Source organism: Curtobacterium sp. MMLR14_010, from assembly GCF_001865015.1.
Lineage (GTDB): Bacteria > Actinomycetota > Actinomycetes > Actinomycetales > Microbacteriaceae > Curtobacterium.
This window is the reverse complement of record NZ_MJGV01000068.1, coordinates 41,999-67,390: the sequence shown is the minus strand read 5'-3', so window position 1 is coordinate 67,390 and position 25,392 is coordinate 41,999. Positions and strand designations below refer to the sequence as shown.

At 70.6% G+C, this 25,392-nt stretch carries 28 protein-coding genes; 13 read left to right on the top strand and 15 right to left on the bottom strand.

The annotated features are described in order from the left end of the window. Window positions 1–38: 38 nt before the first annotated feature. Window positions 39–524: a tetratricopeptide repeat protein gene (locus BIU98_RS14255; RefSeq protein ID WP_071277923.1), complete on the bottom strand. Its 486-nt coding sequence runs from the start codon at window positions 522–524 to the stop codon at window positions 39–41. Further along, window positions 521–1,081 (bottom strand): MOSC domain-containing protein, encoded by a 561-nt coding sequence (locus BIU98_RS14250; protein ID WP_071277920.1) that lies wholly within the window; start codon window positions 1,079–1,081, stop codon window positions 521–523. Before BIU98_RS14250 ends, BIU98_RS14255 begins: the two co-directional genes overlap by 4 nt. A gap of 58 nt (window positions 1,082–1,139) precedes the next feature. Between BIU98_RS14250 and BIU98_RS14245 the strand changes: the two genes are divergently transcribed. Continuing rightward, the gene (locus BIU98_RS14245; RefSeq protein ID WP_071277917.1) at window positions 1,140–2,717 is read left to right on the top strand and encodes a phospholipase D-like domain-containing protein; all 1,578 of its coding nucleotides are present in this window, start codon (window positions 1,140–1,142) and stop codon (window positions 2,715–2,717) included. 230 nt (window positions 2,718–2,947) lie between these two features. On the opposite strand, the gene BIU98_RS14240 is transcribed toward BIU98_RS14245, so the two are convergent. The 5 genes from BIU98_RS14240 to BIU98_RS14220 form a co-directional block, all read right to left on the bottom strand. Beyond that, a complete protein-coding gene (locus BIU98_RS14240; RefSeq protein WP_071277915.1) occupies window positions 2,948–3,613 on the bottom strand; it encodes an ABC transporter ATP-binding protein in 666 nt (221 codons plus the stop codon). After that, window positions 3,603–5,585 carry a hypothetical protein gene (locus tag BIU98_RS14235; protein ID WP_139200754.1) on the bottom strand — a complete coding sequence of 661 codons (1,983 nt, stop codon included), beginning with the start codon at window positions 5,583–5,585 and terminating at the stop codon, window positions 3,603–3,605. Before BIU98_RS14235 ends, BIU98_RS14240 begins: the two co-directional genes overlap by 11 nt. Window positions 5,586–5,616: 31 nt before the next feature. Further along, window positions 5,617–6,048: a lactococcin 972 family bacteriocin gene (locus BIU98_RS14230; protein ID WP_071277910.1), complete on the bottom strand. Its 432-nt coding sequence runs from the start codon at window positions 6,046–6,048 to the stop codon at window positions 5,617–5,619. Between the two features lie 141 nt (window positions 6,049–6,189). Beyond that, window positions 6,190–7,662 (bottom strand): MFS transporter, encoded by a 1,473-nt coding sequence (locus BIU98_RS14225; protein WP_071277907.1) that lies wholly within the window; start codon window positions 7,660–7,662, stop codon window positions 6,190–6,192. A 44-nt stretch (window positions 7,663–7,706) separates the two neighbouring features. Further along, entirely contained in the window at window positions 7,707–9,173 is a 1,467-nt protein-coding gene (locus BIU98_RS14220) for an SDR family NAD(P)-dependent oxidoreductase (protein WP_071277904.1), read from the bottom strand. A gap of 201 nt (window positions 9,174–9,374) precedes the next feature. Between BIU98_RS14220 and BIU98_RS14215 the strand changes: the two genes are divergently transcribed. Further along, window positions 9,375–9,629, top strand: a complete 255-nt coding sequence (locus BIU98_RS14215; protein WP_139200753.1) for a hypothetical protein — start codon at window positions 9,375–9,377, stop codon at window positions 9,627–9,629. 38 nt (window positions 9,630–9,667) lie between these two features. Beyond that, window positions 9,668–9,937, top strand: coding sequence for a hypothetical protein (locus BIU98_RS14210; protein WP_071277898.1), 270 nt, complete (start codon window positions 9,668–9,670; stop codon window positions 9,935–9,937). A 47-nt stretch (window positions 9,938–9,984) separates the two neighbouring features. On the opposite strand, the gene BIU98_RS19050 is transcribed toward BIU98_RS14210, so the two are convergent. Beyond that, window positions 9,985–10,371: a hypothetical protein gene (locus tag BIU98_RS19050; RefSeq protein ID WP_139200752.1), complete on the bottom strand. Its 387-nt coding sequence runs from the start codon at window positions 10,369–10,371 to the stop codon at window positions 9,985–9,987. 67 nt (window positions 10,372–10,438) lie between these two features. Between BIU98_RS19050 and BIU98_RS14200 the strand changes: the two genes are divergently transcribed. The 5 genes from BIU98_RS14200 (at window position 10,439) to BIU98_RS19035 (ending at window position 14,530) form a co-directional block, all read left to right on the top strand. Continuing rightward, entirely contained in the window at window positions 10,439–11,215 is a 777-nt protein-coding gene (locus tag BIU98_RS14200) for an ABC transporter ATP-binding protein (RefSeq protein ID WP_071277891.1), read from the top strand. After that, complete coding sequence (locus tag BIU98_RS19555) at window positions 11,212–12,672, top strand: hypothetical protein (RefSeq protein ID WP_071277887.1); 1,461 nt, start codon at window positions 11,212–11,214, stop codon at window positions 12,670–12,672. The genes BIU98_RS14200 and BIU98_RS19555 overlap by 4 nt, the downstream gene beginning before the upstream one ends. A gap of 570 nt (window positions 12,673–13,242) precedes the next feature. Then, window positions 13,243–13,791, top strand: coding sequence for an alternate-type signal peptide domain-containing protein (locus BIU98_RS14190; RefSeq protein WP_071277885.1), 549 nt, complete (start codon window positions 13,243–13,245; stop codon window positions 13,789–13,791). Window positions 13,792–13,905: 114 nt separating this feature from the next. Continuing rightward, window positions 13,906–14,199 (top strand): hypothetical protein, encoded by a 294-nt coding sequence (locus tag BIU98_RS14185; RefSeq protein ID WP_139200749.1) that lies wholly within the window; start codon window positions 13,906–13,908, stop codon window positions 14,197–14,199. Between the two features lie 97 nt (window positions 14,200–14,296). Beyond that, window positions 14,297–14,530: a PLDc N-terminal domain-containing protein gene (locus BIU98_RS19035; protein ID WP_217635704.1), complete on the top strand. Its 234-nt coding sequence runs from the start codon at window positions 14,297–14,299 to the stop codon at window positions 14,528–14,530. A gap of 45 nt (window positions 14,531–14,575) precedes the next feature. Here BIU98_RS19035 and BIU98_RS14175 read toward each other — a convergent pair whose 3' ends face one another. Beyond that, entirely contained in the window at window positions 14,576–15,106 is a 531-nt protein-coding gene (locus BIU98_RS14175) for a TetR/AcrR family transcriptional regulator (RefSeq protein WP_254787919.1), read from the bottom strand. Between the two features lie 98 nt (window positions 15,107–15,204). Between BIU98_RS14175 and BIU98_RS14170 the strand changes: the two genes are divergently transcribed. Continuing rightward, window positions 15,205–16,143 (top strand): ketopantoate reductase family protein, encoded by a 939-nt coding sequence (locus BIU98_RS14170; protein ID WP_071277876.1) that lies wholly within the window; start codon window positions 15,205–15,207, stop codon window positions 16,141–16,143. A gap of 36 nt (window positions 16,144–16,179) precedes the next feature. On the opposite strand, the gene BIU98_RS14165 is transcribed toward BIU98_RS14170, so the two are convergent. The 3 genes from BIU98_RS14165 to BIU98_RS14155 form a co-directional block, all read right to left on the bottom strand. After that, window positions 16,180–16,626: a hypothetical protein gene (locus BIU98_RS14165; protein ID WP_071277818.1), complete on the bottom strand. Its 447-nt coding sequence runs from the start codon at window positions 16,624–16,626 to the stop codon at window positions 16,180–16,182. 25 nt (window positions 16,627–16,651) lie between these two features. Continuing rightward, the gene (locus tag BIU98_RS19550; RefSeq protein ID WP_071277815.1) at window positions 16,652–17,146 is read right to left on the bottom strand and encodes a hypothetical protein; all 495 of its coding nucleotides are present in this window, start codon (window positions 17,144–17,146) and stop codon (window positions 16,652–16,654) included. Between the two features lie 171 nt (window positions 17,147–17,317). Next, complete coding sequence (locus BIU98_RS14155; RefSeq protein ID WP_071277812.1) at window positions 17,318–18,040, bottom strand: tyrosine-protein phosphatase; 723 nt, start codon at window positions 18,038–18,040, stop codon at window positions 17,318–17,320. A 77-nt stretch (window positions 18,041–18,117) separates the two neighbouring features. Here BIU98_RS14155 and BIU98_RS14150 point away from each other — a divergent pair, with 77 nt between their 5' ends. Beyond that, window positions 18,118–18,633: a VanZ family protein gene (locus tag BIU98_RS14150; RefSeq protein WP_071277809.1), complete on the top strand. Its 516-nt coding sequence runs from the start codon at window positions 18,118–18,120 to the stop codon at window positions 18,631–18,633. A gap of 34 nt (window positions 18,634–18,667) precedes the next feature. On the opposite strand, the gene BIU98_RS14145 is transcribed toward BIU98_RS14150, so the two are convergent. After that, complete coding sequence (locus BIU98_RS14145; protein ID WP_139200748.1) at window positions 18,668–19,867, bottom strand: GDSL-type esterase/lipase family protein; 1,200 nt, start codon at window positions 19,865–19,867, stop codon at window positions 18,668–18,670. A 141-nt stretch (window positions 19,868–20,008) separates the two neighbouring features. Beyond that, the gene (locus BIU98_RS14140; protein WP_071277803.1) at window positions 20,009–20,950 is read right to left on the bottom strand and encodes a LysR family transcriptional regulator; all 942 of its coding nucleotides are present in this window, start codon (window positions 20,948–20,950) and stop codon (window positions 20,009–20,011) included. Window positions 20,951–21,022: 72 nt separating this feature from the next. Between BIU98_RS14140 and BIU98_RS14135 the strand changes: the two genes are divergently transcribed. Both BIU98_RS14135 and BIU98_RS14130 read left to right on the top strand, forming a co-directional pair. After that, on the top strand, window positions 21,023–21,997 hold the full coding sequence (locus tag BIU98_RS14135) for a putative oxygenase MesX (RefSeq protein ID WP_071277801.1): 975 nt from the start codon (window positions 21,023–21,025) through the stop codon (window positions 21,995–21,997). A gap of 32 nt (window positions 21,998–22,029) precedes the next feature. Next, window positions 22,030–23,052: a methionine synthase gene (locus tag BIU98_RS14130; RefSeq protein ID WP_071278317.1), complete on the top strand. Its 1,023-nt coding sequence runs from the start codon at window positions 22,030–22,032 to the stop codon at window positions 23,050–23,052. 19 nt (window positions 23,053–23,071) lie between these two features. On the opposite strand, the gene BIU98_RS14125 is transcribed toward BIU98_RS14130, so the two are convergent. Beyond that, entirely contained in the window at window positions 23,072–23,692 is a 621-nt protein-coding gene (locus BIU98_RS14125; protein ID WP_071277798.1) for a TetR/AcrR family transcriptional regulator, read from the bottom strand. A 90-nt stretch (window positions 23,693–23,782) separates the two neighbouring features. Here BIU98_RS14125 and BIU98_RS14120 point away from each other — a divergent pair, with 90 nt between their 5' ends. After that, entirely contained in the window at window positions 23,783–25,342 is a 1,560-nt protein-coding gene (locus BIU98_RS14120) for an FAD-dependent oxidoreductase (protein WP_071277795.1), read from the top strand. The last annotated feature ends 50 nt before the right edge of the window (window positions 25,343–25,392 follow it).

Below are 25,392 nucleotides of genomic sequence, written 5' to 3'. Positions count from 1 at the left end.
ACCGAGCCTCCCGTCCGGCGGGTGGCGGAGTCGGCCGGCTACCGCTCGGTGAGGTCCGCGGCGTACGCGCGGACCGACCGGTTGTAGCGCGGGAGCGTCGGTTCGATCGCCTCGACGACCTCGCGGAGCGCCTCGTCATGGCGTCCGGCACTGTGCAGCGCGAGGGCGAGGAACACCCGTGGGGCGGCTCCCGTCGTCGGGTGCGGTGGTGCGTCCCGGAGCATGGCGATGGCCTCGTCGGTACGGCCGAGGTTGCGGAGTGTCGAGGCGTGCTGGACGACGAGCTGTGCTGCCCGGGCGGGATCGACGGCACCGAGGCCGTTCGCGGTCGCATCGGCGTAGTGCACCTCGGCCTCGGCCTCACGTCCACCCGAGTCGTTCGCTCCCCCGAGCTCGAACGCGCCGAGCGCCGGGTGCGGAGCCGCAGCGGCGAGCTCAGCCATGCGGGCGATCCGGGTGTCGTCGTCGATCGTCTCGTCCGACCACAGTGCGGCGACCTGCGCTTCCCACGCCTCGGCGCTCACACCGGCTCCAGCGGCGTCTGCTCGCCCTCGGGGAGCTCGACGCGGACCTGGTCACCCTGTCGGACGACCCCGCCCGACACCACGACGCTCATCACCCCGCCCTTGCGCTCGACGACTCCGTCGTCCGCCTTGCCCAACACCTCGCGCAGGAGCCCCGGCTCGAAGCCGTTGATCTGCTGGCACGGGTTGCGCAGGCCCGTGACGCGGACGCAGGCGTCGTCGCCGAGGTGCAGCAGCGCCCCCGTCGGCAGGCCGAGCAGGTCGATGCCGCGCGTCGTGACGTTCTCGCCGAGCTCCCCCGGCGCGACCGCGAACCCGGCTTCCGCGACCTCGTCGAACAGCTCCGCGTGGATCAGGTGCACCTGGCGGAGGTTGGGCTGCGAGGGGTCCCGCGCCACGCGTGAGCGGTGCTGCACGGTGGTGCCGGCGTGGGCGTCGCCCTCGACGCCCCAGCCCTCGACGAGGGTGAGTTCCTGCACGACCGGCTTGCTGAACCGGTGGTCACTGTCCCTGCTCACCGCGACCACGCGCGGCCTGTCCTCGTGTTCAGCGTCCATGGGGCGATTCTGGCGCACGACCGGGTCGATGAGCCAGAGTGCCCCGTAGTGTTCGACCGTGCCCACCGACCCGCGTCACTGGTTCCTGGCCCGCGACGAACGCGGCAACACCGCCACCGAGGTGCACGCCGGCGCCGGCGACACCCCCGCGTGGTCCGAGGGCAACCTCGTCCGCCCGCTGGTGCACGGGGCGCCGTACTTCGAGCGCATCCACGCCGAGCTGACCGCGCTCGAGCCCGGCGACCGCGTGTGGTTCACCGACTGGCGCGGAGACGCCGACGAGCGCCTGCTGCCCGATGGCCCGACGATCGGCGACCTGCTGGCCGACCGGGCACGGGCAGGCGTCGAGGTCCGCGGGCTCATCTGGCGCTCCCACGGCGAGCGGATCTCGGCGTCGCTCAGCGCCCGGGCGAACGAGCTGCTCGGGCGGAAGATCAACGACGCCGGCGGCGAGGTCCTCCTCGACCAGCGCGTCCGCGTGTTCGGCTCCCACCACCAGAAGTTCTTCGTCATCCAGCACCGCGACGACCCCGCGCGGGACGTCGCCTACGTCGGCGGCATCGACCTCTGCCACAGTCGCCGCGACGACGCCGCGCACGAGGGCGACCCGCAGCCCATCTCGATCGACGCCCGCTACGGCAAGCGCCCGGCGTGGCACGACGCCTCGATGGAGCTCCGCGGACCGGTCGTCGCCGACGTCCTCGCCGTGTTCGCCGAGCGCTGGGACGACCCGCACCCGCTCGACCGCAGCCTGCCGTACCGGATGCTCCTGCAGCGCCTGGTGCGGATGCCGCGCAGGCCGGAACCACTGCCCGAGCGCACGCCGGCACCCCCGCCCGCCGGCGACCACGCGGTGCAGCTCCTCCGCACCTACGGCGTGAAGCGCCCGCCGTTCCCGTTCGCGCCCGAGGGTGAGCGGAGCATCGCGCGCGCCTACGGCAAGGCCTTCCGCACGGCCCGGGACCTCATCACCATCGAGGACCAGTACCTCTGGTCCCGCGAGGTCGCCACCGGCATCGCCGAGGCGCTCGAGCAGAACCCGGGGCTGCGCGTCGTCATCCTCGTGCCCCGCTACCCGAACTCGGACGGGGTGCTCGGCGGACCACCGAGCCGCCTCGGGCAGATCGATGCGATCACGACCCTCCGTCGCACGGCCCCCGACCGCGTGGGCGTGTTCGACCTGGAGCACGAGTCCGGCCGCCCGATCTACATCCACGCGAAGGTCTGCATCGTCGACGACACCTGGTTCACGATCGGGTCGGACAACTTCAACCGGCGCTCCTGGACGGCGGACAGCGAGCTCACCTGCGCCGTGGTCGACAGGTCCGAGGGGGACGGGTCGCTCGCGCGGGACCTCCGACACGAGCTCTGGGCAGAACACCTCGCCACCACCCCGGACGACCCGCGGCTCGACGGCTCCGGTGCCGAGCTCCTCGCGCTCTGGCGGGCCCACGCCCGGGCGCTCGACCACTGGCACGAGGACGGCCAGCCAGGCCCCCGTCCCCCCGGGCGCATCCGGCAGCACCAGCCGGAACCGGTGTCGGCGCTGCAACGTCTGTGGGCTGCCCCGGCGGCCCGGCTCGCGGTGGACCCGGATGGTCGGCCCCGCAGCACGCGGGGCACCACCCGGTTCTGACGCGACCCCGGACCGGACGGGAGGCTCGGTGCCAGCTGGCACCGAGCCTCCCGTCCGTCTCGGTCTCGGTCTGGCCGCGGAACCCCACGGGTCCGCCGCCGACCCGTTCCCGATTCGCGCCGTGACGGATCTGGTCGGCTCGCTCCCGGATCCGCGAACCGGATCCGTCACGCCGCGAAACGAGGACTGCCGTCCGGTGCGGAGACCGTCGTCAGCGCGCCTCCGGTCCGTCAGGTGGGCAGCTGGAACAGCGTCGAGGTCGAATCCACGGCGCCGATGACCACCGGGTCGTGGGTCGCGATCACGATCGTTGCACCCTGATCGGAGAGCTCGCGGACGAGGTGCACCACGCGATCGGTCAGCTCCGCGTCCAGGGCGGCGGTCGGCTCGTCCATCAGCACCACCGGCGGCTTGCGGACGAGGACCCTGGCGATCGCCACCCGCTGACGCTCCCCACCGCTCAGCTCAGCGGCTCGTCGTCCCAGGAGCGCCTGCGGCAGATGGAGGAGGTCTGCCGCTTCGTCCAGGCTCGACGGCTCGCCGACCGGGATGTGTGGCGCTGCCGCACCGGCCGCCGTGATGTTCTGCCGGACCGTCCACCGCTCGACGAGGCCGGCGTCCTGGAACACGAACGCGACGCGGTCGCGGAGGTGTCGACGCAGCTCCGCACCCCGCAGCGCCGTGACGTCGTGGTCGAGGACCCGGATCGTGCCAGCATCCGGGCGCTCGAGTCCCCCGATCATCCGGAGCAGTGTCGACTTCCCGGCACCCGAGGGTGCGACCACCGCGTGTACGTCACCCGCTCGGACGGTCAGATCGAGGGAGTCGAACAGCAGACGGCCGCCGACCCCGTGGCGGATGCCGATCGCGTCGATCGCTGGCTCGCTAGTGCCCATGGGAGAGCAACTCCTTCGTCGTGGCGGTCCGAGCGGTGGTGACCCAGGTCGTCAGGACGACCAGCACGACGACCGCACCGAAGACGCCCCCCACAGTCCGAGGAACGACGTCAGCGCCCGTGAGGCCGCTCTGCATCGCCAGGCCGAGGGCGACCGCGGTCCCTGCCAGGAGTGCCGCGGTCCGGAGCCAGGTCCGGAGATGGACGCGGCTCGGTGATCGTCCGTGCGTGCGGTGGAAGAGCAGGCGGTCGCGGTTCGCGAGGACTGAGGCCCGGGTGCGCACGACGAGCATGCCCACCGCAGCGAGGACCCCGGCTGCGCCACCGACCAGTGCGATGGGGAGTCGCGCTCGGGCCGTCGCGACGCCGCGGTCGATCTGGTCGGCGAGCGCGTCGACCACGTACACGGACCGAGGGACGCCAGCGGCATCGAGCACCCGGTGTGTCGATGCGGCGCCACCGGTGAACAGGAGGTCCCCGGCGGAGCCGGCGGCGAAGTAGGAGTCGTCGTCGAGGAGGCCGGCTGACGCCGGGACGACGACGATGACGGGAGACTCCGAGTACGCCCGGTCGCGCAGGTCCGTCTGGCCGTAGTTGAAGACGGTACCGGGCGTGTACGTGGCGACGTGCGGGCGTTTCGGCGCCGCCCGGTCCGGGACTTCCCCGAGCGGCTCTCGGAAGGACGTGCGCCACTCTGCCGCGATGGCCGCTGCCCGCTCTGCCTGGTCGCTCGGTACCAGGAGCCCCCACTCCCCGGGCCCGTCCGCCCCGTCGAGCGGATCAGGGACCCGCCCCCGCGAACGCTCGATGAACGTCGGGTTGGCAACGATCACGTTCGACCCTGGGTCCCCCGGGGTGTACCGATCACCACGAGCCGCTCCGGGCGCCCAGCTGAGGAGGACCCCACCCGAGGCCTCAGTGGCGCGGACCGCCGAGGCGAACGGCTCCACTGCGTCCTCGAGCGCTGTGGGGCCGTCGAAGCCCTGGAAGATCGTCGTCGTGCACCCTGCGCATGCCTGCCAGTCAGGACGGCTGTCGCGGACGACGACGAGCGATCCCCATGCTGTCCCGGCCTGTGCGACGAGGAACACGACGAGCGTCAACGTCAGCACCTGCACGGCTGGCATCAGGACAGCTCCTCTCCCCCACGGCAGCCATCCCGAGAAGGCGGACCGGAACCGCAGGCGGCGCGGGAGCGAGCCCGACACGCAGGCCCCACAGACGAACGCCATCACGAGGGAGCCCCACACGGCACCACTCACGCCGAGGTAGGCGGCCAGCCGGTGGCCGCCGTTGTAGCCGTCGAGCGCTGCGATCGCGAACCCGCCGACGAGGACGAACGCGCCGGCCGCGAGCAGCACGGACATCCCGACGTCGCGCCCGGACGGCCACCGCACACCGAGCGTCCTGGAGACCGCTGTCACGCGTGCACGCGACGCCGCTCGGACGAACCCGAGCAGCCACGCACCGCTCATCGTGACCACTGCTGCCGTCACCGTCGGTGTGTACCCGACCATGAACCGGAAGAGACTGGCCCACCCGAGCGACTGCACCTGCGCCTCGACACCCGCGCGACCCAACGTCGTCGCGACGTCCTGGAGTGCGCGCGGCGGCAGCGTCGAGAGCCAGCTGCCGCGCGGGTCCCCGGCCGCCTCGAGCTCGGTGGTCAGAGAGACGTCGAACCGCGCGTACTCCCCCGCCGGGAACGCCCGGTCGTGTGCGGCACGGTCACCGATGACCGGGACCAGCGTCCGCGTCGGGGTCCGCCCCGTCGGGTCCATCCGGACGCGGTAGAAGTTGGCGCTGCGGTGCTCTGCCTCCGACCGGAGGACGTCGACGACTCGAGCGGCCTCGTTCGCCTCGGAGATGATCAGTGCCGACCTGATCGTCGCCATCGACTGCGTGTCCTGAACGCTGAGCACGGCGAAGCCGATCAGGAACGAGACCACCGCGGCTGCGAGAGCGGTCCCCACGCGGAGGACGTTCGAGGCCACTCGGGTGCCGTTACTTCGTGTCCCAGAAGGCGGTGTTGCCGCCCGCGGTCCTCAGGACCTGAGCGACGGAGCGCGTGCCCTTCGCCACCCACCCGGAACTCCTGCAGCTCGTCCCGAAGCCGGCGCAGGCCGTCGACTTGTGCGTCTTGCCGCTGTGGTCGTAGTACGAGTACGAGTTCCCGCCGCCGATGCCGTAGATCCACACACCGCCGCCGACTCGCTGCGTGGTCCGCAGACGCCCGTCGTTCGCCGTGTCGTCCACGACGACCCGCGTCCCCTCGCCGCCGGTGATCACGGCAGACCCTCCGGACGCTTGGTCGCCGACGACGCCCTCGCCTGACGCCGACGCCGACGCCGTCGCGGGCAACGCGAGCGCGCCGACCAGGGCGGCTCCGAGTGCCACGGTGACGCACTTGCTCCGCTCCCATGTGATGTGTCTCATGCGGAGAACGTACAACACCCACGGCGACAGCGCACCAATCCAGGACGAATGGCCGCCCATGGTCCCATCCCGATCGCCACGACGGACGGGAGGCTCGGTGCCAGCTGGCACCGAGCCTCCCGTCCGTCCGTGGTCCGGCGCTCAGACCGTCGCTTCGGTCCCCCGCGCCTTCCCGACGACCACGTCGACGATCCCCGCGATCAGCGCAGCGGCGACGAACCCGAGCGAGACACCGAGCCCGAGCGGCAGGCCCTTCGCATAGTCCCCGTTCGAGTTCGCCAGGATCGAGTAGAAGACGCTGCCGACCGCGGCGATCCCCACGGCGGAACCGACTCGAGCGCCCACCTGGATGAGGCCGCCAGCGGAGCCGCCCTGTTCGACGGGCACCTCGGAGAGCGTGAGCGTCTGGTTCGGGGAGATGGTCAGCCCGGAGCCGACACCGGCGACGAGCAGCGGCAGGACGAGCCACCAACCGAGGTCGGAGCGGTAGTGGTTCGCGACCACCCAGATGACCGCGCCGAGCCCGAGGAGCACGAGGATCGTCCCGATCACGATGAGCTGTCGGCCGAAGCGGTGCACGATCCGCCCGCCGATGGTCGAGGCGATGCCGGAGCCGATCGCGAACGGCACCGACGACAACCCGGCCATCAGCGCCGAGTAGTGCAGTCCCGACTGGAGCGCGAGCGTCAGGACGAAGAACAGCGGGGTGAACCCGGCGAAGTAGAGCGTGGCGAGACCGACGCCGAGCGAGAACGACCGGCGGCGGAAGAGCCCGAGATCGATCAGGGGCTCCTTCGTCCGCTCGTAGCGCCGCTCCCAGAGGACGAAGAGCGCGCCGAGCACGACGGCGACGACCACGAGCCACCACTTCGTGTTGCCCTTCCACTCCGACGACTGCACGAACGGCAGGAGCAGGGCGACCACCGCGGCACCGAGCAGCGCGATGCCGACGGGGTCGAAGTCGTGCTTCCGGCTCCGCTCGCTGCTGGTCATGGCCGGCAGGTAGCGGAAGGCCAGGAGGATCGTGACCAGCCCGACGGGCAGGTTCACGAAGAAGACGAACCGCCACCCGTTCTCGGTGCCGAACGCCGTGATGAGCAGGCCGCCGATGAGCGGACCGATCGCGGTCGCGATGCCGACCGTCGCGCCGAAGAGCCCGAAGGCGGTGCCGCGTTCCTTGCCGCGGAACAGCTGCTGGATGAGCGCGGTGACCTGCGGGGTGAGCAGACCGCCCGCGAGTCCCTGCACCAGGCGGGCGATCACCAGGACGAGGCCGTTCGGCGCGAACCCGCAGAGGGCACTCGCGACGGTGAAGAGCCCGACGCCGATGACGAACATGCGGCGTCGGCCGGTGGCGTCACCGAGTCGTCCACCGGGCACGAGCAGCAGCCCGAAGGACAGGGCGTACCCGGACAGGATCCACTGGACGGCCTCGGGTGAGGTGCCCGGGAGACCGGTCGAGATCGACTGCAGCGCGACGTTCACGATCGAGACGTCGAGGAGCACGATCCCGCCGCCGAGCAGGCAGATGACGAGGGCTTTCCAGCGGTTCGGGTCCGGCTGGTCGGAGGGAGCCACGTCGGACTCAGGAGTTGTGCGATCTTCAGCTGTCATGACGATCCCACGCTAGGCTCGCGCGCCTGCTCGTGGTGCCGGGATCACCACGAACCGGGTTGGTAGTCCTTCAGGAAGACGCCGAACAGGTCCTCGCCGGCCTCGCCCCGCACGATCGGGTCGTACACGCGCGCTGCGCCGTCGACGAGGTCGAGGGGTGCGTGGAAGCCCTCCTCCGCGAGCCGCACCTTCGTCGGATGCGGCCGCTCGTCCGTGATCCAGCCGGTGTCGACGCTCGTCATCAGGATGCGGTCCGTCTCGAACATCTCCTGTGCGCTCGTCCGCGTCAGCATGTTCACGGCGGCCTTGGCCATGTTCGTGTGCGGGTGCCCCGGCCCCTTGTAGGCGCGGCCGAACACCCCTTCCATGGCGCTCACGTTCACGACGTAGGTCCGGCGCGCTGCACTCGCTGCCATCGCCGAGCGGAGCTTGGAGATCAGGATGAACGGTGCCGTCGTGTTCGCGAGCTGTACCTCGAGCATCTCGAGCGGATCCACCTCGTCGACCTGCTGCGTCCAGGAGTTCACGTCGTGCAGGTCGGGGACGAGACCACCGGCGTCGATCGCGGTGCCCCCGGCCAGGCGTTCGAGCGAGCTCGACCCCGGCGCCATGGCCTGCTCGGTGAGTTCCTCGGCCCGGGCGGCGGCGGCCGCGAGCACGGGGTGCGCCGTGACCGACCGCGCGAGCGCCAGCGGGTGCTGGTCGTTCGTGTGCCCGAAGGTCACCAGCTCGGGCAGCGGGCCGTCCGGCAGCGGAGCGAGTTCGGCGTCGGCGAGGGGCTGGTAGGCGCCGGGCGACCGACGCACGGTCTGCGTGGCGTTGTTGACCAGGATGTCGAGCGGGCCGGACGCGGCCACGTCCTCCGCGAGCCCGATGACCTGGGCGGGGTCGCGCAGGTCGATGCCGACGACCTTCAGCCGCGAGATCCAGTCGGCGGAGTCGGGGAGGCTCGTGAACCGGCGCACGGCGTCGCGCGGGAACCGCGTCGTGATGGTGGTGTGGGCACCGTCGCGCAGCAGGCGGAGCGCGATGTACATGCCGATCTTCGCGCGTCCGCCCGTGAGCAGGGCGCGCTTGCCCGTGAGGTCGGTCCGGGCGTCGCGCTTGGCGTGGCTCATCGCCGCGCACGCCGGGCACAGCTGGTGGTAGAACGCGTCGACGACCGTGTACTGCTGCTTGCACATGTAGCAGGGGCGTGCCTTCAGCAGGGTGCCGGCGGTGGCCGCTGCCGTCGAGGTGCTGATGGGCACCCCGCGGGTCTCGTCGTCGATCCGGTCGGCGGCCCCCGTCGCGGTCGCGGCGATCACGCGGCGATCGGCGTCGGCGATGACCGCGCGCTTCTCGAGCCGGTGCGCCCGCTTGACGGCCTTGAACATCTTCGCCGTCGCGTGCCGCACGCGGACGAAGTCGGGGTGGGCCTCGTCGATCTCCGTCAGCTGCTCGAGGACCCGGAGCGTGACGGCGAGGTCCTCGGGCGGGATGCTGCTGGGGTCGAGGCGCTCGGAGGTCACACGGGATTCTACGGCGAGCTGACCCAAGAACGGACTGGAGGGCGCCGCCACGAGTCACCCCATGGTCGGTCCCGCGCGGTCGAGACGCAGATCGCGCTCTGGGGACAACGAGGTCCTCCGACACGCGGACACTCTGGAGTTGCCCACGGCGGAACCCGCTGGATACCTTCGTGCTGACCGTTTGTATTTCAAAGGAGAAACATGAGTAGTCCAGCTTTGACCATCCCGTCGACCGGCGGCCTGTCGCTGCGAGAAGCCTGGGTCATCGCCCGCACCACGACCCGTTCGAACGCCGTCATCCCGGTCATCATCGTGGTCGCGATCGTCGTCCTGCTCGCCCTGGCCGTGACCGTCGTCGCCGGCGCGGTCATCATGTGCGCAGCGCAGGGTGCCGTCCTGGACGCCGTCGTGACGCTGAGCACCTGGCAGGTGAAGCTCAAGTGCCACAAGCTGTGAGATCAGGGGCTCCTGCTCAGACCACCGCACTCGCAGCGGTGCTCACAGGTGCACTGTGCGGGCTCGTCCTCGGTGTCGCGGTCGACGCGGCCGTCTGGCTGTGGGCGTTCGGACAGGCCTTGTCAGGGGAAGCCGGAGTCGAGGTCCCGCTCATCGTGTCGACCACGACCGAGAGCGGTGACGTCGTGGCGCAGACCGGGGCCGGCATCCTGGTGCTGCCCCTGGTCCTTGCCGCGTCCGGCGCCGGGCTGGGCTGCCTCGTCTCCCACCGCCAGCGCCAGCGCTCGGGGACGTCGGCTCAGGCATGATGCCGCGTGAGGCCTGGTGCGTCGCGATCAGAGCGGCCCACCAAGCCTCATGGCGGGTCGCTCTGTCGGTGTCGGTCATCGCGAGTGCGCCCCTCGCGCTCCTCGCCGCTGCCGCCGCCGGCCTCGATGGTGGTCGCACCGCACTCCATCTCCTCGCCGCTGCTGTCCTCATGCCAGCGAGCATGCTGGCGCACGAGTTCGGACACGCGGTGACCTACTCGCTGGTGGCACGTCGAGTGACGGCGGTTCCAGAGATCTTCGGCATCGGTCGCTGGGGCGGAGGCCAGGTCGTCCGCTGGGCGCTGGACCGCGAGGGTGACGCCGCCGTTGCGCTCGCGGGGCCCCTCGCCGGGTTCTGCTGCGCGCTGCCCCTCCTGGCGCCGGGTGGCGCCTTCCTCCTGCAGTTCCCATTCGTCGCCCTCTTCGGCGTCCACCTCCTGAGCTTGCGACGCAGCGCGGACGACGGCACGCAGGCCTGGGCCTTCTGGAAAGGACACGACCATGCTCGAGCTCCATGAACTCACGAAGCGCTACGGGCGTCGGACGGTTCTCCACTCGGTGACAGCGACGGTGCCGGCTGGCACGATCACGGCGCTCCTGGGTCCGAACGGAGCGGGGAAGAGCACGCTCCTCCATGCGATCAACGGCCTCATCCCGGTGGACGCCGGTACCGTGTCCGTCTTCGACAGGAAGGGCGAGCCCGCGAGTCTCCGGACGATCGGTTTCTGTCCGGACGACCTCCCCATGGCTGATCTGCTGACCGGCATGGAGTACCTGGACCTCGTTCAGGGCGCGCGCCGCATCTCGGTCCCGGAGCGCGTGATGGACCGTCTGCTGCGCGGTATGCGGCTCTCGGACGCGGCACATTCACTGATCGACACCTACAGCCACGGCATGCGCCGCAAGCTGCAGCTCATCGCGGCGCTGCTGCACGACCCCAACGTGTTGGTGCTCGACGAGCCGATCCGGGGGTTGGACCCCGAGTCGAGCGCGATCATGAAGCAGTTGCTCCGGCGGTACGCGGCGCGGGGGAACGCGGTCCTCCTGTCCACGCACGACCTGATGGTCGCGGATCAGCTCTGTGACCGCGTGCTCGTCCTCGAGCACGGGCGTCTCCGCGCGAGCGGGGACCTCGCGAGCATCCGCGGCGAAGCTGCCGACGGGACCCTCGAGACGAGCTTCTTGGCCATGACGGGTCTTGCAGCCGAGGCCGGACGGGCTGCGGACGACTTCTTCGCCGGCCTCGACGACCTGGCGCGACCGGTGGACACGAGATGATCCCCGCCCTCGCGGTGTCGCGCGCGTCGGCACTGGTCCTTCGACGGCACGTGGTCCGTTCGGTCGGCGGGCACGGTCCCGCGGCGGTGGTCGGCTCGCTCGCCCTCGTGCTGACCGTCGCGATGAACATCCTGCTCTTCCGGTTCTACGACACCCACTTCAGTGCGGCGTTCGATCCTGACGTCGCCGCCCTCCCCCGACTGCGCCAAGCCCGTTCTGCGCTGGTGTTCGCGCAGCTGATGACCGCACCGGTCATCGCCCTCGGCCTCGTCATGCTGACCCCCGCAGTCCCCAGGACGCGACCAGCAGCGCGGATCGCTGGGGCATCGCGGGCGGCCGTGGCGGTCGGTGAGTCCGCCCCGCTGTTGGGCGCCGTCACGCTCGTCGTCGCCGCCGCCGGTGTCGGACCCACCTGGTTCTTCGCCAGCCACCAGCACCATCAGGTTGCGACCTTCATCACGATGACCACGACGGCGGTCGCGCTCGGACTCGCCGCAGTGACCCTCTCCACGTTCGTCGTCGCCGGCGTCCGGGCCGCCAACGGGTCGGTGGTCCTGGCCCGGCTGACGTCCGTCATGCTCGCGTTCTCGGTGTTCGGCGCCGCGCTGGGTGACCTGCTGAACGCCACGACGCACGGCCGGTCCAGCCTGGTCGGGTCCGTCGTTCTGCACCTCTGGGATGCTGACGTCGACAGACTGGACGCGTCGACCGCGGTCCGAGCGACGCTCCTCGCGGTCGTGGCGGTCACAGCCGTGCTGATCGGGAAGCTGCTGGATCGGGACGGCGGAGCGTTCCCGCACCACCCGAAGCTGTTCGGTCTCCGCATCATCGGCAGTCCGGGTCGACTCATCAACGGGGTGGCTCGCGAGACGCTCCTGCTGCTCCGTCATCCCGTGGGGCAGACGACGACCGCTGCCGCGACCGTCCTGGCCGTCCAGCTCCTGCTCGGAACCCGGAGTGGGATGGTCCCACCACCGATCGCGATCTCCATCAGCGCGATGCTGTTCTCCGCCAACGCGGAGACCGCGTTCGGGCGCTCCGCACCGACTTCCTGGGTCCGGCGACTCTCGGGCACGCGACCGATGCGGATCGTCCTCGAGCAGTACCTCGGGGTCCTGGTCCCCGGGGCGGTGCTCGCGCTCGCCACGTCGACAGCGGTCGCCCTGGCGGCACCCGGAACTGCGACGTCGGTGACGGTCACCGTCGCGTCGGCGATGACACTGTTCGCGATGCTCAGCGCAATCGCGTACCTGGCCGGTGTGCTGCTGCCGTACGACGACGCCGCCCCGACTGCGGCCGTTGCGACGTCCCTCGTCACCTTGGCGCTCGAGGCCGCTGTCCTGTGGCTCAGCTCCTGGATCGCGGATCCGGACGCAGCGCTCACCAGCGCTGTCCACCTCGTCATCGGGTTGCTGGTCCTGTTGATCGCCCGGACCGTCGTAGGCCTGCGGATGTGACGGTGCCGCGCACCGTTCCTCGACCGCGGAACCACGCGTTCGACGAGACCAGGAACGGCCGGCCGCCGACGAGGTGGCAGGACCGACCGCCCGTCATCCAGCGGGGAGCTCGGCGTAGGCCCGCTTGACGCCGTTGTACCAGTCCATCGACTGCTTCGGGTGCCGCCACCGCCCACCCCGCGGGTCTCATCGTCGATCCAGTCGGCGGCCCCCGTCGCGTGCCGCACGCGGACGAAGTCGGGGTGGGCCTCGTCGATCTCGGTCAGCTGCTCGAGGACCCGGAGCGTGACGGCGAGGTCCTCGGGCGGGATGACCAGGGTCTTCCAGCGGTCGGGGTCCGGCTGGTCGGAGGGCGCGGTCGTGCGGTCTTCGGCTGTCATGACGCCCCAACGCCAAGCGCGCTGACGGCCGGGGTCCAACCGGGGGCCTCCCCGCTGCCGCAGGGCCCTGCCCCGAGACCGCCGACACACCCTCGTTCTGGGGGCGGGCGAAGTGGACGAGGCTCGTGTCCGCACTTCGGGGGACCGGTACGTTCAGGGCATTCCGCGAACCCGACCCGAACGGAACCCCGTGCTCAAGATCGTCAACGGCACCATCGCCGGAGCAGCCGGCATCGCCCTGCTCCTCGGCGGCGCCAGCACCTTCGCCCTCTGGAACTCCGACGCTGCCACCCAGCCCTCGACCGTCAGCTCGGGCACACTCGCCCTGTCCGCGAACGCCGACGGCGTCTGGACGGACGTCACGAACGGCCGCTCCGACGTCGTGGACATCGCGCGGGTGCGCATGGTGCCGGGCAACACGTACCAGTTCCACCAGACACTGGACGTCATCGCGACCGGGGACGACCTCTCCGCCGACCTGTCCTGGACACCGCAGAGCATCACGGGCGACGCCGACCTCATCGCTGCCTCGACGCAGTCGCTCTCCGTCGCGTCGACGAGCTCGTCCCTGGCCCCCGCCGGCCGGACCACCTGGACCGTGGAGCCCACGGCTGGGACCTCGGTGCTCGACGTGACCTACACGATCGGTCTGGCGTCGGACGTGACGACCGGCAAGGCGCAGACGATCGACCTGAGCGGGCTGACGTTCACGCTGACGCAGAACCCGATCGAGGACTGACCCGGGCGTACCGCTCGTCGTCGCACTGCCGCCGGTGTGATGTTGCACATGTCGCACCTGCGCGGCAAGCTGGGGTGCACCCCGGCGAGGGGCGCCGGGTGGAAGGAGACGACGATGCACTCCCCCGACCGGAGATCGACACGCCTCGTGCGCCGCTGGTCGCCCGCAGTCCTGACGCTCGCCGGCCTCACGGCAGCGATGATCGCATACGCATGGGCCGGGCCGACGATCGCCGGGATCCTGCTGCTCGCGACGGTGTGCGTCGCCGCCTTCTCCAGGCCCGTCATCGGCAACACCCGGGCCACGGAGGCGACGTCCCCCGTCGATTCCGCAGCGGTGCGGCGCTACCGCGAGGAGCATCCGGGCTCGACCATCAGCGAAGCCGTCGCCGCCATCACGCGCCAGTGAAGGGTCTAGGTCATGTCATCCGCAGAGCGGACGCCGCCCGGCAGACGCCGCCTTATCGTGGACGCGATGCGCCTCGGCGCGAAGACAGGAGAACGACGTGTTTGAGAACCTGATCGGCGCCCATGTGCTGGTGATCCTGATCATCCTCGTGCTGAACGCCCTCGCACTGGTCCAGGTCTGGCGTGACCGCCGCCGGAGCGAACTCGTCAAGGTGCTCTGGACCCTGGCCATCCTCCTGCTCCCCGTCGTCGGCGTGCTCGGCTGGGCCGTCAACTGGCTGCTCGGACGCGCCGCCGACCGCTTGAACCGCCCCACCGGACCGACCGCGTAGCTCGGACCTCGGCCGTCCGGCTCTGAGCCCACCGCCTCCCCGGGGTCAGCGCGCCCGGAGCCCCCCCACGACCAGCTCGACCAGCCCCCGCGCCTCCACCGCCCAGTCCGGACGGTCCGTCGCGGACCCGATGCCGTGCAGCGCGACGAGCACAGCTCCCGCAGTCGCGTCCTCGCGGATGGCCCCCTCGTCGACCGCACGCGCCATCACGTCGGCGAGCGTGCGCTCGAGCTCGCTCCCACCCTCGGCCTGGGTCGCCGGGTCGACGACCGACGCGAGGGCCCGCGCCAACGCCGCATGCTCGACGACGTACTCCACGAACGCGTGCAGGAACGCCTCGAGCCGCTCCCCCGCCGGCCGCGTCGAGTCCTGCGCTTCCCCGCAGAGCGCTTCGACCTCACCCTGGTAGACCGCAGCGGCCAAGGCCTCCCGGGTCGGGAAGTGTCGGTAGAGCGTGCCGACCCCGACGCCGGCCCGCACGGCGAAGTCGTCGAACCGCAGCTGCTCGTCGTGTTCGAACACGGTCCGGGCCGCCGCGATGATCGCGTCCCGGTTCCGGCGGGCATCAGCGCGCACTGGTCCTCCTCGGATGCGATAGCAGTCGTTGACAAGTGGAGACAGTCTCCGTATGTTCACAAGGGGAGACAGCCTCCAACTTAGCGGACAGGTGTGCGATGCGGATCCTCATGTTCGGTCGCGGTGTCATCGCGACCATCTACGGCCAGGCCTTCCAGCAGGCAGGCCACGACGTCGACCACTACGTCCGCCCGGGCCGCGCTGCCGAGTACGGCGACCACGTCGACCTGGACGTCGTCGACGGGCGCCGCGGGCTCCTCGGTCGCCGGAGCACATCCTCCTACCGGACGACGCTCCGTGAATCGGTCCACCCGGACGATGGCCACGACCTCGTCGTCCTCAGCGTCGTCCACCACCGACTCCGCGAGGCAGCCGCCTTCCTGGCGCCCCGCATCGGTGACGCGACGGTGGTGGTCCTCGGCAACGTCTGGGAGGAACCGGTCGACGCGATCGCCCCGATCCCCGCTGACCAGGTGGTGTTCGGCTTCCCCGGCGCGGGCGGCGGCTTCAGCGACGACGGCGTCCTGCACGGGGGCGTCCTCCGATCGGTCACCCTGGCAGCGCCGGCATCCGGTCCCGACCGGCGCGGACTGGAGGCTCGGCTCGCCTTCCGACAGGCGGGGTTCGTCGTCCGCGACCAGCGGGACATGCGCGGATGGCTCTGGCTGCACTTCGTCCTGGACGCCGGCATGTTCTCCGCCGGCGTGCAGCACGGTGGGCTCACGACCATGATCGGGGACCGCCGGGCACTCCGCGAGGCGTTCCTGACGAGCCGCGAACTCCTCCCGGTCCTCGAGGCACGGGGCGTCGACCTCAGCCTCCACCGAACCGCGACGGTTCCCGCCCGGTTCCCCCGGACGACGGGGACGATGCTCGCACTGGCCACCCGCCTCGTGCCGATCGCCCGCGCGAGCCTCGCAGCCCACGACGACCCGGACGCCGCGGAACCCCGCGCGGTCATCGACGACACCCTCCGCACCGCAGGGGATCTCGGCATCGCGACGCCGCGCCTCCAGCGATTCGGCAGCAGCCGATGAGATCAGCGCGGAGCGAGCGCGTGGAGCGCGGGCGCGTCAGCGGATCAAGCCACGCCGCCGCCAGCCGCTCTGCTCGAGCACGGTCCGGAGCGGGACCTTGAGCTCCTCCTGCCGGAACCGGTGCGGTGGCGTCGCACTCCCGGTCCGCCGCTTGCGTTCGGCCCGCTGCACCAGCGTGACGATGAGCGACACGAGATTCAGGTTGGAGTTGCGGCTGTAACCGCGGTAGGCGCGGAACGCCCCGTTGTCGTAACCGACGTCACGCTCCGAGCAGCGGAACGTGCCCGCCGACGGGTCGAGCGTCACGACGTACCGGAAGTTCGCTGACGCCCCGCCGTCACCGAGCGCCTCACCGATCGCCGGGTCGTCGAAGTTCCACCGGCCTGTGATCGTCGCCCCCTCGATCGCGTAGACCGCCGGGGCCCCCGGGCCGTTCAGGGCGGCGACTCGTGGCATGAGCTCGTGGGTCGGCGCTGCGGTCATGACTCCCCCTCCCGTCCGGATCGTGTCAGTTCTGGATCGCGCCCCGCTTGCGGTCCTTGACCGCGCGGAACCACGCGTTCGACGCAGGCAGGAACGTCAGGACGGCCGCGACGATCGAGGCGATCACGCCGACTGCTCCCAGGCCGAAGCCGCCGGCCACACCGGTGATGCCGAGGATCGTCACGATGAGCAGGACGATCCGGGCCCAGTTCGCGCCGCGGCGCATGAACAGGTCGAAGATGATGAACGCGATGATGAAGAGCACGCCGATGACGATGCTGACGACGAGCGTCGCACCGAGGATCCCGTCGACGTCGACACCGTTCGTCGAGGTCCCCGACTGCTGGAGCTGGTCCTTCGCTGCCTGCTGCGCTGCCGGCAGCTGCGTCGCGCTGATGATGATGCCGATGACGTGCGCGAGCGCGGTGACCAGGTAGAGCCAGAACGCGACCATCACGACGCGGGGCGTCGTCGTCGCCGACGACTGCTGCGCGTTCGACTGGTAGGGGTTCGACGACATGCGGGTGCTCCTCCTCGGGCCTCGACCATCGAGACCATCCTGTCGATCCTGCCCGACGAGACCGGTTCATGACCGGAACTCATGCTTGATCGAGTTGATCGAGTTGATCGAGTCGATCGAGTCGATCGAGTCGATCCCGGCGCTGCCCGGGCGATCAGCTCCGACGATGCGTCAGCGCGCCGTCAAGCGGTCGCGCAACCGGGACCGCAGGTCGGCGTCAGCGCCGATGGTCGCGAAGGCGGCGTCGACGTCGGCAGCCACGTCCTCGACGATCGGAGCAGTCGTCGCGATCCAGCTGTCGACCTCCTCCGTCCCCCAGGCAGCCTGCCGGTCGTGCTGCGCATGCGCGGTCACCCCGGCCATGGCCCGGACCGACTCCGCGTAGTCGGCGGCGACCACCGCGGGCGCGACGCCCGCGTTGCTGAGCAGGAGCGCACTGATCATGCCGGTTCGGTCTCGGCCGGCGCTGCAGTGCACCAGGAGTCCGTGCGGAGCGTCAGCGATCGCGGTCAACGTCGCGAGCACGAGGTGCGGCAGGATGCGCCAGTTGTGGCGCCAGTACTCCGGCGAGTCCAGGATCGGGAAGCAGATCTCACGGAACTCGGGGTCGTCCTGGTCCTCGGTGGGGGCGTTCACCACCGGCACCGCGTCGAGCGTCTCCGGCGCCACCACCGGGTCGCCGTCTCGGACGCCGACCTCGTGCGCGCAGCGGAGATCAACGACCGCGGCGAGACCCCAGCCGCGGGCGTCCCGCCAGCCGGTCTCGGTCAGGAGCTCGCGGCGTGGCCCGCGTGCCACCCTGCCGAAGCGCGTGGCGCCGGTCGCGGAGAGGGACGTGGGGAGTCCGCCGAGGTCACGGGCGTTCCGGTAGCCATCCCACACGAGGTCGCGCACGCAGACACCATAGCGAGGAGCACGAGCTGCGACAGCGTCTGCCGCCTCGACCGTCCGAGCGATGGGAGGATCTCCTCGTGATCACGACCTTCCTCGTCAACCACGCGTCCGCGGTCCGGGTGCTCTTCTGGGTCGCCCTGGTCGCGCTCACGGCCTTGGGGTGGTTGGTGCACCGCCTGCGGGCTCGGCGGGCGCTCGTGACGCTCGCTGGCATCAGCGCGGTGGGGGTCCTCGCATTGACCATGACCCCGGCCGGCGACGGCGGCAACGGGGTCTTCTGCACGGTGCAGTTTTCCGTGCCGTTCCAGGGCATCGACACGCTCGCCAACGTCGCGCTCCTGTTCCCGTTGACGCTCTTCGCCGCGCTGCTCACGAACCGACCGGTGCCGGTCGTGGCTGCCGCGTCGGGGTTGTCCGCCGCGATCGAACTCGTCCAGGCGCTGCTGCCGAGCCTCGGCAGGGCCTGCGACACGAACGACTGGTTCATGAACACGGTCGGGGCGGTGCTCGCCGGCCTCCTCAGCGCCGGCATCATCACCGTCGACCGCCGCCAGCGCACCCGACGGGCTCATGCGACCGGACCGACGCCCTAGCCGGTGACCACCGCTTGCCACGACGGTCAGGCAGTCACCCCTCGTACGCGGCGAGCGTGGACAGCACGAGCTTCGCGATCCGCCGCTGCCCCGTGTCGTTCGGGTGCAGGCCGTCCGTCGAGTAGATCCCGGTGCCCGAGTACGTGGCCTTCGGGAAGGTGTCGTCCATGCTCACGTACACGGCCCCGGCCCTCGCAGCGGCCTTCTTCGTCGCGGCGAGGTAGCTCGACCAGGGGTCCGACATGTTGTTCGTCATCGCGGGGGCCGGCGTGAACTCGCCGATCACGAGCAGCGACGGCTTGGTGGGGAGTCCGGCGAGCGCCTCGAGGAACGCCCGGTACTGTCTCCCGAGCTCCGCGGGCGTGATGTGCTGCGCGTCGTTGCCGCCCAGCGTGACGGTGATCAGGTCCGGCCCGACGCGGCGCATGGCCGTCAGGAACCCGGCCTGGTCCGCCGTGAAGGTCGTGATCGTCGCCCCGGAGCGCGCGGAGTCGTACAGCTGGATGCCCTTGTCGCGGTCGCCGTCGTAGAGCGTGAACCCCTGCAGCATGAACGACCCCATGGCAGTGACGGTGACGGTGTGCTGCCCCCGCTCGAGGTCGTCCACCTTGGTGACGTTCCCCGTGCTGGACTCCCCGGTCGTCGTCACCGTCCGCGGCTCAGCGCCGTCGATGCTGTAGGTGAAGTCGCCGGAACCGGGGTAGCGCGTCCACCAGATGTCGATCCCGGTCCCCGTGAACGGGTAGGTCCGCGACGCGCCCGCCTGCATGGCGACCGACCGGTAGCCGAGGTCGGGAACGGTCACGTCGTACTCGCTCGTCCCGGTGCTCGCCGTCGCCCAGTCGCCCCAGGTCGAGTCCGGCGCGTAGACCGCGAACTGCGCGGGGAGGTAGCCGACGCCTCCGGGCGTCCCCGACGTCGGGTGGCGCGTCCGGAGCCGGTCGCGCGTCAGGTCCGTCCAGCGCATGGGACGGGCAGTGGCGCCCTGCCCCTCGGTGATGGAGTCGCCCACGGCGACCCACTTCGCCGGGGCACTGGACCGGTCGGCCACGGCGGCGTTCCACGTGGCGAGGGGGTCGCGCTCGGCGGTCGTCGTCGAGGCGCACCCGGTCGCGACGGTGCCGACGAGGGCGACGAGCAGCCCGGCGACCACCCGCGTCGCCGTCCGGGACCGTCGTCGTCGTGTTCGATCGTCCACGTTGAGCCTCCGCATGCGGTTCGGGATGTCGCTCACGACCGAGGTCCTGGCCGGGTCAGGGTAACTGCTCGGACCTGGCAGCGGCGGCGCAGCCGCCGCTCGACGCATGCCGAGCGCAGACGGACTGGAGGCTCGTGGCGGGCCCGCCCCGAGCCTCCAGTCCGGTGTCTGGTCCGCTCAGCCCAGCGGCTCCACGCCGTAACTGGTGACCACGGCCCGCAGCTCGTCCAGGTACGTCTGCGCCTGCACGGTGAGCGGGACGGAGGCGTGGGCGATCCAGCCGATCTCGATGCGTTCGTCGACGTCGAGCGGGATGGCGACGATCTCGGGATCGAGGTCGTCGCTGATCAGCCCGGTCGAGATCGTGTACCCGCCCAGGCCGATCATGAGGTTGAAGATCGTCGCCCGGTCCGAGACGCGGATCTCCCGCTTGCTGGACATCGTCGACAGGATCTCCTCGGCCAGGTAGAAGGAGTTGTTCGCGCCCTGGTCGAACGTGAGCCGAGGGAGGTCCGCGAGGTCGGCGAGCGTCGCGCGCTCCTGGGCCGCGAGCGGGTTCCGCCGGGCCACGAAGATGTGCGGCTGCGCGATGAACAGCGGGGTGAACACGACCCCGGCGTCCCGCAGCAGCTTCCCGAGGACCTGCCGGTTGAAGTCGTTGCGGTAGAGGATGCCCACCTCGCTCCGCAGCGTGCGGACGTCCTCGATGATGTCCCAGGTGCGCGTCTCCCGGAGCGAGAACTCGTACTCGTCCGCAGCCGCCGCTTCGACCATGCGGACGAAGGCCTCGACGGCGAACGAGTAGTGCTGCGCGGACACCCCGAGCAACCGACGCGACGGCTGCCCACCGACGTACCGCTGCTCGAGGAGGGAGACCTGCTCGACGACCTGGCGGGCGTACCCGAGGAACTCCACGCCGTCGACGGTGAGCACGACGCCCCGGGCCGAGCGGACGAACAGCGCGCGCCCGATCCGCGTCTCGAGGTCCTTCATCGCCGCGGACAGCGTCGGTTGCGCGACGTAGAGCAGGTCGGCTGCCGCGCTGATCGAGCCCTCCGTCGCGACCTCGATGAAGTACCGGAGCTGCTGCAGGGTGATGTCGTTCGAGACACGGGCCATAGGCGCAGGCTATACCAGCGCATAGCGTCTGGGGATTACCCGATGACCCGCGCTGCCCGTCATGCTCAGGGGATGGCGAATGACCTGAGCTTCAGCATCACGCGGACGCGGTTCGACGAGGACTACTCCCCCGCGGACAGCTCCCGGCTGACCACGAACTTCGCCAACCTGGCGCGCGGGGAGCACCGCCAGCAGAACCTCCGCACGGCCATCGGCATGATCGACCGGCGCTGCAACGAGCTCGCGGCAACGGCTGGCGCCCGGTACCGCGTCGAGCTCGACATCGTCTCGGTCACCGCGCACTTCGTCGACCAGGGATCCTCCGGCGAGTTCCCCCTGCTCGAGATGCTCGACGTCGCGATCGTCGACCAGCACACCGGCGAGCGCCACCAGGGGATCCTCGGGAACAACTTCTCCTCGTACCTCCGCGACTACGACTTCGCCGTCCTGCTGCCGTCGCTCGACAAGACCGCAGGCCTCCCGTCCGACTTCGGCGAGCTCCACGGGCAGCTCTTCCAGCGCTTCCTCGAGTCCTCCGCGTTCCGCTCGGACTTCAGCGCCGAGCCCGTCGTGTGCATCAGCATCTCCACGAGCCAGACGTACCGGCAGTCGGGGTTCGTCCACCCCGTGCTCGGGGCGGAGTACGAGCACGAACACTCCTCCCTCACCGACGACTACTTCGGTCGGATGGGCATGCAGGTGCGGTACTTCATGCCGGCCGGCGGGAAGGCGCCCCTCGCGTTCTACTCCCGCGGCGACGTGGCGAACGACTACTCGGACCTGCAGCTCATCGGCACGATCAGCACCATGGAGACGTTCCAGAAGATCTACCGCCCGGAGATCTACAACGCGAACACGGCCGCGCCGAGCACCTACCGCCCGAGCCTCGCGCACGAGGACTACTCGACGCCGTCCGTCTCGTACGACCGCGAGGAACGGAGCCGCCTCGCGATCACCCAGGGCCGGTACACCGAGGAGCACCTCGTGACCCCGCACCGAGCACTCCTCGAGCGGTGGGCCGCCGGCGCCGCAGTCCCTTCGCTCTGACCGACACCCCACTCGACAGGAACCCCAACCGCATGAGCACCCTCCTGCCCACCTCCATCGTCGGCAGCCTGCCGAAACCGTCCTGGCTCGCCGAGCCCGAGCGACTCTGGTCCCCCTGGCAGCTGCAGGGGGCAGCGCTGACCGAGGGCAAGCAGGACGCGCTCCGTTCCGCCGTCCACGAGCAGGAGCGCCGCGGGATCGACATCGTCAGCGACGGCGAGCAAACCCGGCAGCACTTCGTCACGACCTTCATCGAGCACCTCGACGGCGTCGACCTCGACCGCAAGGAGACCGTCCGGATCCGTGACCGGTACGACGCTGCCGTCCCGACCGTCGTGGGTGCCGTCAGCCGCCGGGTGCCCGTGTTCGTCGAGGACGCCGCGTTCCTCCGCGCCCAGACCGACCGCCCGATCAAGTGGGCGCTCCCCGGCCCGATGACGATGATCGACACGCTGTCGGATCAGCACTACAAGAGCCGCGAGAAGCTGGCGTGGGAGTTCGCCACGATCCTCAACCAGGAGGCGCGCGAACTCGAAGCTGCCGGCGTCGACGTCATCCAGTTCGACGAGCCCGCCTTCACCGTCTTCCACAACGAGGTGCAGGACTGGGGCGTGGCCGCACTCGAACGCGCAGCCGAGGGGCTCCGCGTCGAGACCGCCGTGCACATCTGTTACGGCTACGGGATCGAAGCCAACAACAAGTGGAAGGAGACGCTGGGCGCTGAGTGGCGCCAGTACGAGCAGTCCTTCCCACTCCTGCAGCAGTCGTCCATCGACATCGTCTCGCTGGAGTGCATCCACTCCCACGTCCCGCTCGACCTCGTCGAACTCATCCGCGGCAAGAAGGTCATGCTCGGCGCGATCGACGTCGCCACCGAGACCGTGGAGACCCCGGAGGAGGTCGCGGAGGTGCTTCGCCGCGCCCTCGCCTTCGTCGACGCCGACAAGCTCATCCCGAGCTCCAACTGCGGGATGGCTCCCCTCGCGCGAGGTGCCGCGCTCGACAAGCTCGGCGCGTTGTCTGCGGGAGCGGCGATCGTCCGCAACGAGCTCTGAGCGGACTACAGCACTCAGTTCACGGAGCCGCGCGCTCGGCGCCGTACGCGCGGACGAAGGCGTCCACGCCGTCGACGAAGACCGCGTCGACAGCAGCGGCGTCGAGTCCCGGTGCGTTCAGCGCGAGGAGGAACGTCAGGGCGGTGAAGTGCTCGGAGGCCCGACGCGGGTTCGCCGCGCGGATCACGCCGGCGTCGGCCAGCTCGCGGAACCGGTCCGCGATGAGCTGCTCGGGGTCGTGTGCCAGGTCCGTCCCGGCCACGGGGACCGACCGCCCCGACTCGAGGAGCATCTTCACGACGGCGTAGTCGGACGACTGCAGCGTCTCGGTGGCGATCCGTCGTGTGAACGCCAGGAGCGCGGTGGTGAGGTCGCGGTCCACGCGGAGCTCCTGGTCGGCAGCTTCCTCGACGGACGACATCAACGCCGCGGACGCCTGCTCCACGACGCTGGCGAACAGGCCGTCCTTGTCCGTGAAGTGGTCGTAGACCGTCCGCTTGGAGACGCCCGCCTGTGCGGCGACGGCATCGACGGACGTGCGGTCGTAGCCGTCCACGAGGAAGCGGTCCCGGGCAGCGTCGAGCATCGCCGCCCGCTTCCGCTCGGAGCTCGGGCGGAGAGCACGGGTGGGAACGGCCATACCCCGACTGTAGCCATCGAGTTTCGGAACTACACGGTGTAGTGTGAAAACTCCGGCACAATCCCGTGCTCCGAACCGGAAGGCAGCGTCATGCCGCACACCACCCCCACCACCCCGAGCCCCAGCCCGACCACCATCACGGACGTCGTGATCGTCGGCGCTGGCCCCACGGGGCTCACGCTCGCCTGCGACCTCGCCCGGCGCGGAACCCGCGTCCGCGTCATCGAGCGGTTCGACGTGCCGAGCGTCGCCTCGCGCGGGAAGGGCCTGCAACCCCGGAGTCTCGAGGTGCTCGACGACCTCGGCGTCGCCGACGAGGTCCTGACGCGTGGTGTCACGAAGCTGCCGGTCCGGATGATCACCGACGACGGCACGGTGATCGACCGAGAGCCCATCACCGTTCCGGTGTCCGACCCGACCACGACCGCCTACCCGGAGACCCTCTGGATCAGCGAGTTCGACGTCGAGGGCCCGCTCCGGGACCGCCTGGCGCTCGACGGTGTCCATGTCGAGTTCGGCACCGCCGCCACCGGCATCGACCAGCAGGCCGACTTCGTGGACGTGCTGGTCGACGGACCGGACGGCCCGGAGACGATCCGCGCGCGATGGGTCGTCGGCGCGGACGGAGGCAGGAGCACGGTCCGGCATGCGCTCGGCGTGGCCTTCGACGGGTTCACGATGCACGATCGCTGGTACCTCGGCGACGTCCGTCTCGAAGGACTCGACCACGGGCGGCAATACATCCTGCCGACCAGTCACGGCATGATCGGCCTCACCCCGCTCCCCACGACGGACCTCTGGCAGTGGCAGTCGACGACCGAGGCCGGCGACGACGCGGAACAACCGTCGCTCGAGCTGTACCAGCAGCTGCTCGACGACCACCTCGGGAAGAACCGGGTGACCCTCAAGGAAGCGACCTGGCTCTCGCTCTACCGCGCCAACGTCCGTCTCGCGGACCAGTACCGCGTCGGGCGGGTGTTCCTGGCCGGCGATGCTGCCCACGCGCACTCGCCAGCGGGAGGGCAGGGCATGAACACCGGGATCCAGGACAGCTGGAACCTCGGGTGGAAGCTCGCCGCAGTCGTCCAGGGTGCGGACCCCGCTCTCCTCGACACGTACGAACTGGAGCGCCGACCGATCGCCGCTTCCGTCCTCGAGATGAGCACGGACAAGATGCACACGTTCCGCGCCGGCGCGACCGGTGGCGCGGAAGGAGTCGACCGCGGACTCGACGGCATGGGCGGTGACGACACCACCGGGCTGTCCCTGCGCTACGCCCCGAACCGTCTGTCCCTCGACGACCAGCCCGCCGTGCGCGCACCGTACGCGACGGGTCTCCGGGGCCTCGGCTTCGCCGGATCGACCTTCGACCTCCTCCGCGGCCCCCACTGGACGGTGTTCGTCCTCTCCGACGACCCCGAGGACATGCGTGCGCTCGAAGCCGCACCCGCAGACGTGCACGTCCACCGGATCGGCGCCGGAGCGATCGAGGACTCGCAGGGCCATGCTGCATCCCGGTACGCGCCAGCGCACGACGCTGTCGTGCTCATCCGCCCGGACGGCTACATCGCCGCCCGCCGTCCCGTGTCCGCAGCCTCCGACGTCCTCGCGCACATCCGGACCGTCGAGGCGGAGGTCGTCCCCGCCTGAGCCCACCTTCCGGTGTGCGTAGCTGCACTGATGCCGTGACCCCCACGCGG

Coding starts and splice junctions, on each gene's coding strand:
- BIU98_RS14250 (WP_071277920.1), bottom strand. CDS start 1,081: ATGGACGCTGAACACGAGGACAGGCCGCGCGTGGTCGCGGTGAGCAGG.
- BIU98_RS14240 (WP_071277915.1), bottom strand. CDS start 3,613: ATGGGCACTAGCGAGCCAGCGATCGACGCGATCGGCATCCGCCACGGG.
- BIU98_RS14230 (WP_071277910.1), bottom strand. CDS start 6,048: ATGAGACACATCACATGGGAGCGGAGCAAGTGCGTCACCGTGGCACTC.
- BIU98_RS14225 (WP_071277907.1), bottom strand. CDS start 7,662: ATGACAGCTGAAGATCGCACAACTCCTGAGTCCGACGTGGCTCCCTCC.
- BIU98_RS14215 (WP_139200753.1), top strand. CDS start 9,375: ATGAGTAGTCCAGCTTTGACCATCCCGTCGACCGGCGGCCTGTCGCTG.
- BIU98_RS14200 (WP_071277891.1), top strand. CDS start 10,439: ATGCTCGAGCTCCATGAACTCACGAAGCGCTACGGGCGTCGGACGGTT.
- BIU98_RS19555 (WP_071277887.1), top strand. CDS start 11,212: ATGATCCCCGCCCTCGCGGTGTCGCGCGCGTCGGCACTGGTCCTTCGA.
- BIU98_RS14185 (WP_139200749.1), top strand. CDS start 13,906: ATGCACTCCCCCGACCGGAGATCGACACGCCTCGTGCGCCGCTGGTCG.
- BIU98_RS14170 (WP_071277876.1), top strand. CDS start 15,205: ATGCGGATCCTCATGTTCGGTCGCGGTGTCATCGCGACCATCTACGGC.
- BIU98_RS14165 (WP_071277818.1), bottom strand. CDS start 16,626: ATGACCGCAGCGCCGACCCACGAGCTCATGCCACGAGTCGCCGCCCTG.
- BIU98_RS19550 (WP_071277815.1), bottom strand. CDS start 17,146: ATGTCGTCGAACCCCTACCAGTCGAACGCGCAGCAGTCGTCGGCGACG.
- BIU98_RS14140 (WP_071277803.1), bottom strand. CDS start 20,950: ATGGCCCGTGTCTCGAACGACATCACCCTGCAGCAGCTCCGGTACTTC.
- BIU98_RS14135 (WP_071277801.1), top strand. CDS start 21,023: ATGGCGAATGACCTGAGCTTCAGCATCACGCGGACGCGGTTCGACGAG.
- BIU98_RS14130 (WP_071278317.1), top strand. CDS start 22,030: ATGAGCACCCTCCTGCCCACCTCCATCGTCGGCAGCCTGCCGAAACCG.
- BIU98_RS14125 (WP_071277798.1), bottom strand. CDS start 23,692: ATGGCCGTTCCCACCCGTGCTCTCCGCCCGAGCTCCGAGCGGAAGCGG.
- BIU98_RS14120 (WP_071277795.1), top strand. CDS start 23,783: ATGCCGCACACCACCCCCACCACCCCGAGCCCCAGCCCGACCACCATC.